This window comes from Halomonas sp. ATBC28 (assembly GCF_005937175.1).
In the GTDB taxonomy this organism is placed as follows: domain Bacteria; phylum Pseudomonadota; class Gammaproteobacteria; order Pseudomonadales; family Halomonadaceae; genus Vreelandella; species Vreelandella titanicae.
The window spans coordinates 1-8051 of the sequence record NZ_VCQL01000046.1; the positions used below are offsets into that span (position 1 = coordinate 1).

The window sequence follows — 8051 nt, forward strand, 5'->3', positions numbered from 1 at the left end:
ATGTCATTGAAATCCTTCACCTGTCATTGCGAACGTAGTGCAGCAATCTCGGGGTTAATCTGCCACCGCCAAAGATTGCCGCGTCGCTGCGCTCCTCGCAATGACGTAGGTGATGTCATTGAAATCCTTCACCTGTCATTGCGAACGTAGTGAAGCAATCTCGAGGTTAATCTGCCACCGCCGCCAAAGATTGCCGCGTCGCTGCGCTCCTCCCAATGACGTAGGTGATGTCATTGAAATCCTCTACCTGTCATTGCGAACGTAGTGAAGCAATCTCGGGGTTAATCTGCCACCGCCGCCAAAGATTGCTTCGTCGCAAGTTCCTCGCAATGACATAAAGAGGACTCCTCTCAATGACAAAAAATGAAAGTTCCTCATAATCACATTTCGTGACGGTATTACTCCTCGGAAAGGTTTTCAAACCTCGGCATCCCGACGTTCCAGGGTTTAAGGTCGCCCTTCTCCCCGAAGTTGTCGTGATCACCGAGTACATGGCCGTCGTGTTCGCGGGTTTGCCCGTACAGTGAGCGGTTATGGAAGGTCGGGCCAAAACGCTCGGCTGTCTCGGCGACATCGCCCGTGTAGCGAGGGTCTTGGGGTCGCTCTTGGCTGCTTATGAAGTAAGCAATATCCCAGGCGTCTTGATCGCTGAGTGACCGCGGCTGACCAAGCGGCATATTTTGGTAAATAAAGCCCGCCATGGTTTCTACTCGCGCGATCCCCGCGCCCCAATTATTAGAGCCGTCGCCCCAAGGGGCTGGAAATACGTATTCGCCGTTTTCATAGTGGCCCGATCCATCCTTTTGGTGGCAAATCGAACAATTTTGCTGGTAAGCCGCTTCGCCTCTAGCGTAGTCGGGCTCTTCAGCTGGCTCATCCGGCGCGGGGAAGCCACGCCCATAGATCGGTTTGTCTGGATACATCGGCGCACCGGTGGCCAGCCACTGATGGTAGGCGCTCAGCGCCAGCATTTCATCGCTGCCATACTCCGGTGGCACGCCGTTCATGGAGTAAGCAAAGCAGCCTGCGATACGCTCTTCCAAGTTATTCACATGCTGGTTCTTACCACGGAAGTCCGGCAGCGTGATAGCCGCGGCCCACACTGGCGCACTGAACGGCACCCGCCCTTCGCCCAAATGACAGCTAGAGCAGTTCATATCATTGAACACGTTCTCACCACGCAACTGCTGCGTATTGGTGAATAGATCATGCCCATAGCGGATGACTTTCTTCAGCTCCGGATGAAGTTCGGAATTCTCAAGGTCTTCCATGGTGGGGGGCTCGTGTACCAGCATATTCAGCGCAGCATCTGGACGCTCTTCTGGCTGGGCAAAAACCGTGGCTGTATAAACGGTACCGAACGCAAGCGAGCAGCCGGTCAGCGTTATGACGAGGGAGCGACGACAGATGATCATTGTGCTGTCTCCTGTTCTTCTGAACCGGGTTGCGTGGCATACCAGGCAGACACCGCCTGAATGTCGTTATCGCTCATGCGCTTGGCAATGGCCCCCATGAGATTCTGTGGGTCGTTGATGCGTGTCTCGTTTTTCCACGCCCTCAACTGAGCGCTGATATAGCCAGCATGCTGGCTGGCGACACCTGGGAAGGTGCTGCCAACGCCCGTACCACCGGGCCCGTGGCAGCTTTGGCAGGAAACAATGTAGGCGTTCCAATCGCCGCGTTCGGCAAGCTGTTGACCCCGCGCCAGCAGCGCTTCGTCGGCCTCATCGCCGCCTTGCCCCGGCGTTACCGGCATTTGGCTATAGTATTCGGCAACATCGGCTATTTGCTGATCGTCGAGCATATTGGCAAACGTCATCATGGTCGCATTTTGACGCTGCCCGGCTTTAAAGTCGTGCAACTGCTTAGCGATATAGTCCGCATTCAGCCCCGCTAAGCGCGGCCATGACTCACCATTGGGCACATTCATACCGCTGCCATCGGCCTGATGACAGGCTGTGCAGGTAGCCGCTGCAGCCTGGCCTCGCTCCGCGTCACCCTGCTGCGCCAGCGCGCCTCCAGTGACTAAGCTAATCCCTATCAGCAGGCCAAACCTGCTTAAGTATTTTTTATTCATCTCGGTTTCTCCCTTGCGTTATCGTTGTTAGCTACCCGCCACTGGCACCACCAGACGGGCGGTAAAACCACCTCCAGCAGGGCTGACAAACGTCACTTCGCCACCAAAACGTTCGGCGATAGCAGCCACAATGGCTAACCCCAGTCCACTGCCTTGCTGTTTACTGGCGCGCCAGAATCGTTGAGTTAATTGTTCAAGCGTCGCGCCATCAACACCTGGGCCTTGGTCGCTAACGCTAAAGGTAAGATGGCGCTCCCCTGGCTCCCACTGCGCATCAAAGTTAACGGGGGCACCGGCGGGCCCATGGTTAATAGCGTTATCGAGCAAATTACGCAGCGCGGTGATAGCCAATTCGCGGGGCATCGCAAGGGCGACATCGGGCCAATGGGGCGACACTACAAAGCGGGCTGATTTGTTGTGCTGGCTATCCGCCAGGGCGTGTTCGGCCACATCTGCGACGCGACTAGCCTCACCATCATCAAAGCGCACACGCCCCTCTACGCGAGCCAGCGTGAGCAGTTGGTCAAGGGTTGAGCTCAACCGCACCACTCCCTCTTCAGCATAGTTGAGCGATGTTATTGCGGCCTGACCTTCGACCCGGCGAGCCACTTGCAGGTGGGTTTTGATCGCAGTAAGCGGCGTGCGCAGTTCGTGGGCAGCGTCGTTGGTAAAGCGCTGCTCGCGGATAATGGTTTGCTGTACGCGCGCTAGAAGCGCATTGAGGGTCTCAATCAGCGGACGAATCTCTTTAGGCAGGCCATAGGTAGCGACAGGGGCCAGTGCATCGGGGTGGCGATTGGCCAGCGATTCGCGCAGCCGTGTTAGCGGTGCTAAGCCACGCCAAACCCCCAGCCAAAGCGCAAACATGCTGCCTACCAGCGCTACGATAAAGGGCACCACGGTCATGCGTATAACGCCGCCGAGCAGCATATCGCGCTCATCCATACGATCAGCGGTGGTAATCACGATGCCACCGCGCTCGTAGGTAAATACCCGCCAAGTCACGTCGCCTGCCTGGCGATAAGTGTGGCCGCCCTCTCCCGGGGCGAGAATAGCGTCCATATCGGCATGGGTGCGCGCCATGATTTCGCCTTGGGGCGAGTGCACTTGGCAGGCCAGACCTTCAATGGGTGGAATAGACAGCACTGGATGCTCGGCATCCTCCCATACGTCAAACGGCAGCTGCAGGACTAACCCGGCCACCATTCTTGCCGACTGCGCTAAGCGCTGATCCAGGGTTTCCACAAACTTCTCTTCCAGGTCGCGCATCAGCCACGCCGCCGCCACACCCCAGAGCAGTGCCAGCGTTAATCCCAGAGTCAGCAGCAAGCGCGCACGTAAACTCATAGCTGCCCCTTATAGGGCGTACCGGCCGCATGTACCGCCTCGGGTTTGCCCAACCGATAGCCAAGCCCGCGCACTGTTTCAATCACGCCGCTACCCAACTTGCGGCGCAGGTGGTGGATATGCACATTCAGCGCATTGCTCTCAACATCGTCGTTCATACCGTAAAGGCTATCTTTGAGCTGGTCGGCTGACAGGACGCTGCGTGGCGATTGCAGGAAGGTTTCAAGCAGCACCAGCTCCCGGCGAGACAGCATAATCAGCTGTTCATCGACGTAGACCTCCCTAGCCGTTGGATCTAAGCAGAGTGCGCCATGGGCAATCAGGCCGCTGCTGCGCCCTGCTACTCGGCGTAACAAGGCGTGCAAACGCGCTACCAACTCATCTAAATCGAAAGGTTTCACCAGATAGTCGTCGGCGCCGCCCTGCAGTCCATCCACTCGGTCACGCACCGCATCCCTAGCGGTTAACACCAGCACGGGAACGTCATTGCCCTGCTCGCGCCACTCGGCCAGCAATTGAAGACCATCGCCATCGGGCAATCCGCGATCAAGAATGACCACATCACTGACCACCGTTCGCATCGCCTGACGGGCAGCGCTCCCCGTGGAGACGTGATCGACCACAAAGTCGAAGGTCATTAATCCAGCGCGAATACCCGAAGCAACCAGCGGGTCATCTTCAATCAACAAGACGTGCATAGCGGTTTCCTATTTATTACCCATCAGCATGGCGGACGGGCATTAACCCAGCGTTAAGACAAATAAAAACGCCCTTGCTTTGATGGCAAGGGCGCGGGCATGGCAATCGCCGAATAAGGACGAATGGCTAGGCGAGACGCTTAGCAGCAAACCACCCCAACACCATTGTCACCAGCATGGCCAATAGCGGTAAGGAAAGACCGCCAATGGAGGCAATCGCTGGCCCTGGGCAGTAGCCGGAAAGCCCCCAGCCGATGCCGAACAGGGCAGCGCCCCCTAATAACTTCGCGTCTAACTCTCGTTTGGTCGGTAACTGAAAGACGCCACCCAACAATGGTGCAGTACGCTTGAATACCAGCCGATAGCCAACAAAGGTGGTGATGACGGCCCCGCCCAATACGAACATCAGCGTTGGATCCCAGGCGCCCGCTACGTCTAGAAACCCCACTACTCGCGCGGGGTCGGTCATGCCTGAAACAGCTAAGCCGATACCGAAAAGTAGCCCCGCCGCATAGCCTGCCGCTGTTTTCATCCAATGACTCTTGTTTGACTGACTCATACTCCACCGCCTAGGCCTAGCATGTGGCGCGAGATATAAACGGTCACTAGCGCCGTCAGCAAAAACATACCGGTGGCCGCCATGGAGCGTGGTGCCAAGCGCGCCAGCCCGCATACCCCATGGCCGCTGGTACAGCCACTGCCCAGCCCCGTGCCTACGCCCACTAACAGCCCAGCCACCAGCATTAACCCTACGCCTCCCACCGGCGCGCCAATCACCTCACCAGGGCTTCCGGCAACGTTGCCCAAACCACCACCTAACGCCATAAGCAGAAGCGGGCCGCTAATCAGCCCTAACAGAAAAGCCACTCGCCAAGCGCTATCGCCCTTGGGGCGCTGGGTTATCAAGTTACCCACGATGCCACTGATACCGGCGATACGCCCCAGCGTTGCCATCAGCCAGGTAGCGGAAAGCCCAATTAATACACCCCCAACCAGCCCTTGTAAGCCTGCTGTCCAATCCACTGATCACTCCTCAGCTCGCACTTAAACCGTTAGAAAAAATTAAGCGGCACTTTGAGATAGACAGTGCCGTTCTCTTCCGCCGGAGGCAGCTCCCCCGCACGCATATTGACCTGCACCGAAGGAATAATGAGCCGTGGCATGCCTAAGGTGGCGTCGCGCTCAGTGCGCATCTTCACGAACTCGTCTTCGCTGATACCTTCATGAACATGGACGTTCTCACTGCGCTGTTCCGCAACGCTGGTTTCATGCTGAAAGGTATCGCGACCGGGAGCTTTATAGTCGTGGCATAAGAACAGCCGCGTCTGCTCGGGAAGCGCCAATACTTTTTGGATAGAGTGATAAAGAGTGCGCGCATCTCCACCGGGAAAGTCGCACCGCGCGGTGCCATAATCCGGCATAAATAGCGTATCGCCTACAAAGGCGGCATCGCCTATTACGTAGGTTAAACAAGCGGGCGTATGTCCTGGGGTATGCAGCACCTGGCCCTGTAATTGGCCAACGGCGAACGTATCCCCTTCTTCAAACAGCGCATCAAACTGGCTGCCATCCCGAGCAAACTCACTGCCCGCATTGAATGCCTTACCGAATATCTCCTGCACCTTCACTATGTTGGCACCAATGCCGGTTTTACCCCCTAACTGTTCATGTAGGTATGGCGCTGCCGAGAGGTGGTCTGCATGTACATGGGTCTCCAAAATCCAGACTACATCGAGATCGTGTTCGCGAATAAAAGCGATGATGGTGTTAGCAGATCGCACGTCGGTTCGCCCAGCGGCATAATCAAAATCGAGTACCGAATCTATAATTGCGCAGGCACGGCTATCAGGGTCTTGGACGACATAGCTAAAGGTGTTCGTAGGCTCATCAAAAAAGTGCGTAACGATTGGGCGTTGCATCGTTGCCTCCCATAGGGGTGGTGATCTCAATCTCATGCTATAAAGACAGCATAGTGCATTTTAAGTTCTATATTTAGATTATTTTAGAATATAAGGGTGCTATATATCCCAAAAGAGTGTTCAAGACTATTTTTGCTAAGGTCTGCTCCATTTAGGCCGATAATGAAGGAGTTACTCAATTACAAAAATTAGGAAGAACATGACTCACTTAACAACGACACAAAAACTCTGGGGAACGCTGGGTATTATCTGGGTTGCCATGCTGCTATTGGTTGGCTGGCTTGCCTGGGAGAACCGCCAGACGATTGAGAGCGAACGCCGCGATAGCATTCAATACGTAGTGGAAAGCGTGCAAAACCAAATTGAAGCCCTGCAAGAACGGGTAGCCTCCGGTGAACTTAGCCTGGAAGAAGCGCAGCAGCGTGCGATCGATAATATGTCTAGCGTTAGCTTTGGGGCGGGCGAGTATATCTTTTCATTCAACGATGACTTACTGATTATATCGCATCCTAGCCGCACACCCGGCACTGACATGACCAATTATGAAGACGCCAGCGGGATGGCGCTGTACCCCGAGTTGCTGCGTGTCGCGCAAGCAGGTGGTGGTCACGTCAATTACTATTCTACCCGCGCGGGTGGCGACGAGCAGCTGCCGAAAACCAGTTATGTAGCGCACCTTCCCGAATGGGACTGGTCACTGGCGACCGGCGTTTATGTCGATGATATTAATGCCGCCTTTATTGCCGGTTTGATTCGCTCGATCGTGATACTACTGATCATTGGCCTGCCGGTAACGCTGCTGATGGGATGGGTTATTCGTGATGTTTCTCGTCGTTTAGGTGGAGACCCACGCTATGCAGCCAACGTAGTACGTCATATTGCCGACGGCGACCTGACCCAGGTCACACGGCTTTCGCCGAAGGATCAACAGAGCTTACTTTTTAATATCAACCGGATGCGTGAAGCTCTTGCCGAGACGATTGGTGACATCCACCTAGGTGCAAGCCAGGTCAACAGTGGCGTAGAGCAGATCGTGGGCGTAAACGAAGAGCTTTCGACCCGCACCGAAGAGCAGGCAGCATCACTAGCTGAAACCGCTTCCAGTATGGAACAGCTCACCGCGACTGTTAAGCAAAATGCTGAACACGCTGACCATGCGCGTAAGCTTGCCACCAGAGCGGCCGATAGCGCTCAGCGCGGCAGCGACTCGATGTCGTCCGTCACGACCACTATGGCGACGATTAACGAAAGCGCCACACAGATGAGCAGCATCGTTAACACCATTGACGGTATCGCTTTCCAAACCAATATTTTGGCACTGAACGCGTCAGTTGAAGCCGCCCGAGCAGGTGATCAAGGGCGCGGCTTTGCGGTTGTCGCCAATGAGGTTCGTCAACTTGCCAGCCGCTCAGCTGCTGCGGCACAGGAGATTAAAACGCTGATCGAAGCGTCGGACAGCAAAGTAGTTGAAGGCAGCCGCCAAGTACGCGACACCGGTGATGTGATTAACAGCATGGTCGATGATATCAAACAGCTCAGTACGCTGGTTCAGGAAATTTCTGCGGCTACCATTGAACAGAGCAGCGGCATTGAGCAGGTCAACCAAGCGGTAACGCAAATGGATCAAATGACCCAGCAAAATGCCAGCTTGGTGCAAGAAAGCACTCACGCGACTCAAGCCCTGGCCCAGCTCAGCGCCCAGCTGCGCCAACTGGTTGCCCACTTCCGCATTCACCAGAGCACGGAGCATACACAGGCAAGCTTACCCGCCTCCTCACCCGCCCCGCAGACCGCTCATCAGCATAGCGATTTTTGATGTTTTGTCATTGCGAGCGCAGTGAAGCAATCTCAGGGTTACCTGCCACCGCAGATCGAGATTGCCGCGTCGCTGCGCTCCTCGCAATGACGTAGGTGATATCATTGAAATCCTTCACCTGTCATTGCGAACGTAGTGAAGCAATCTCGGGGTTACCTGCCACCGCAGATCGAGATTGCCTCGTCGCTGCGCTC

General features: G+C 55.6%; 8 protein-coding genes. 1 reads left to right on the forward strand and 7 read right to left on the reverse strand.

What is annotated here, in order from left to right; genetic code table 11:
• Positions 1-398 precede the first annotated feature (398 nt).
• The 7 genes from E0L35_RS25050 to E0L35_RS25080 all read right to left on the reverse strand — a co-directional run bounded on the left by E0L35_RS25050 (position 399) and on the right by E0L35_RS25080 (position 6041).
• Positions 399-1415: a c-type cytochrome gene (locus E0L35_RS25050; protein WP_041157910.1), complete on the reverse strand. Its 1017-nt coding sequence runs from the start codon at positions 1413-1415 to the stop codon at positions 399-401.
• Positions 1412-2077 carry a c-type cytochrome gene (locus tag E0L35_RS25055; protein ID WP_027959595.1) on the reverse strand — a complete coding sequence of 222 codons (666 nt, stop codon included), beginning with the start codon at positions 2075-2077 and terminating at the stop codon, positions 1412-1414. The genes E0L35_RS25050 and E0L35_RS25055 overlap by 4 nt, the downstream gene beginning before the upstream one ends.
• Before the next feature lie 27 nt (positions 2078-2104).
• Complete coding sequence (locus E0L35_RS25060; RefSeq protein WP_041157909.1) at positions 2105-3424, reverse strand: ATP-binding protein; 1320 nt, start codon at positions 3422-3424, stop codon at positions 2105-2107.
• A complete protein-coding gene (locus E0L35_RS25065) occupies positions 3421-4122 on the reverse strand; it encodes a response regulator transcription factor (protein ID WP_041157908.1) in 702 nt (233 codons plus the stop codon). Before E0L35_RS25065 ends, E0L35_RS25060 begins: the two co-directional genes overlap by 4 nt.
• Positions 4123-4249: 127 nt before the next feature.
• Positions 4250-4654, reverse strand: coding sequence for a DUF6691 family protein (locus E0L35_RS25070; protein WP_027959597.1), 405 nt, complete (start codon positions 4652-4654; stop codon positions 4250-4252).
• Positions 4655-4677: 23 nt separating this feature from the next.
• Entirely contained in the window at positions 4678-5145 is a 468-nt protein-coding gene (locus E0L35_RS25075) for a membrane protein (protein WP_041157907.1), read from the reverse strand.
• A 29-nt stretch (positions 5146-5174) separates the two neighbouring features.
• Complete coding sequence (locus E0L35_RS25080) at positions 5175-6041, reverse strand: MBL fold metallo-hydrolase (protein WP_041157906.1); 867 nt, start codon at positions 6039-6041, stop codon at positions 5175-5177.
• A gap of 199 nt (positions 6042-6240) precedes the next feature.
• On the opposite strand from E0L35_RS25080, the gene htc2 reads away from it, so the two are divergent.
• Positions 6241-7857, forward strand: a complete 1617-nt coding sequence (gene htc2, locus E0L35_RS25085) for a methyl-accepting chemotaxis protein Htc2 (RefSeq protein WP_027959600.1) — start codon at positions 6241-6243, stop codon at positions 7855-7857.
• The last annotated feature ends 194 nt before the right edge of the window (positions 7858-8051 follow it).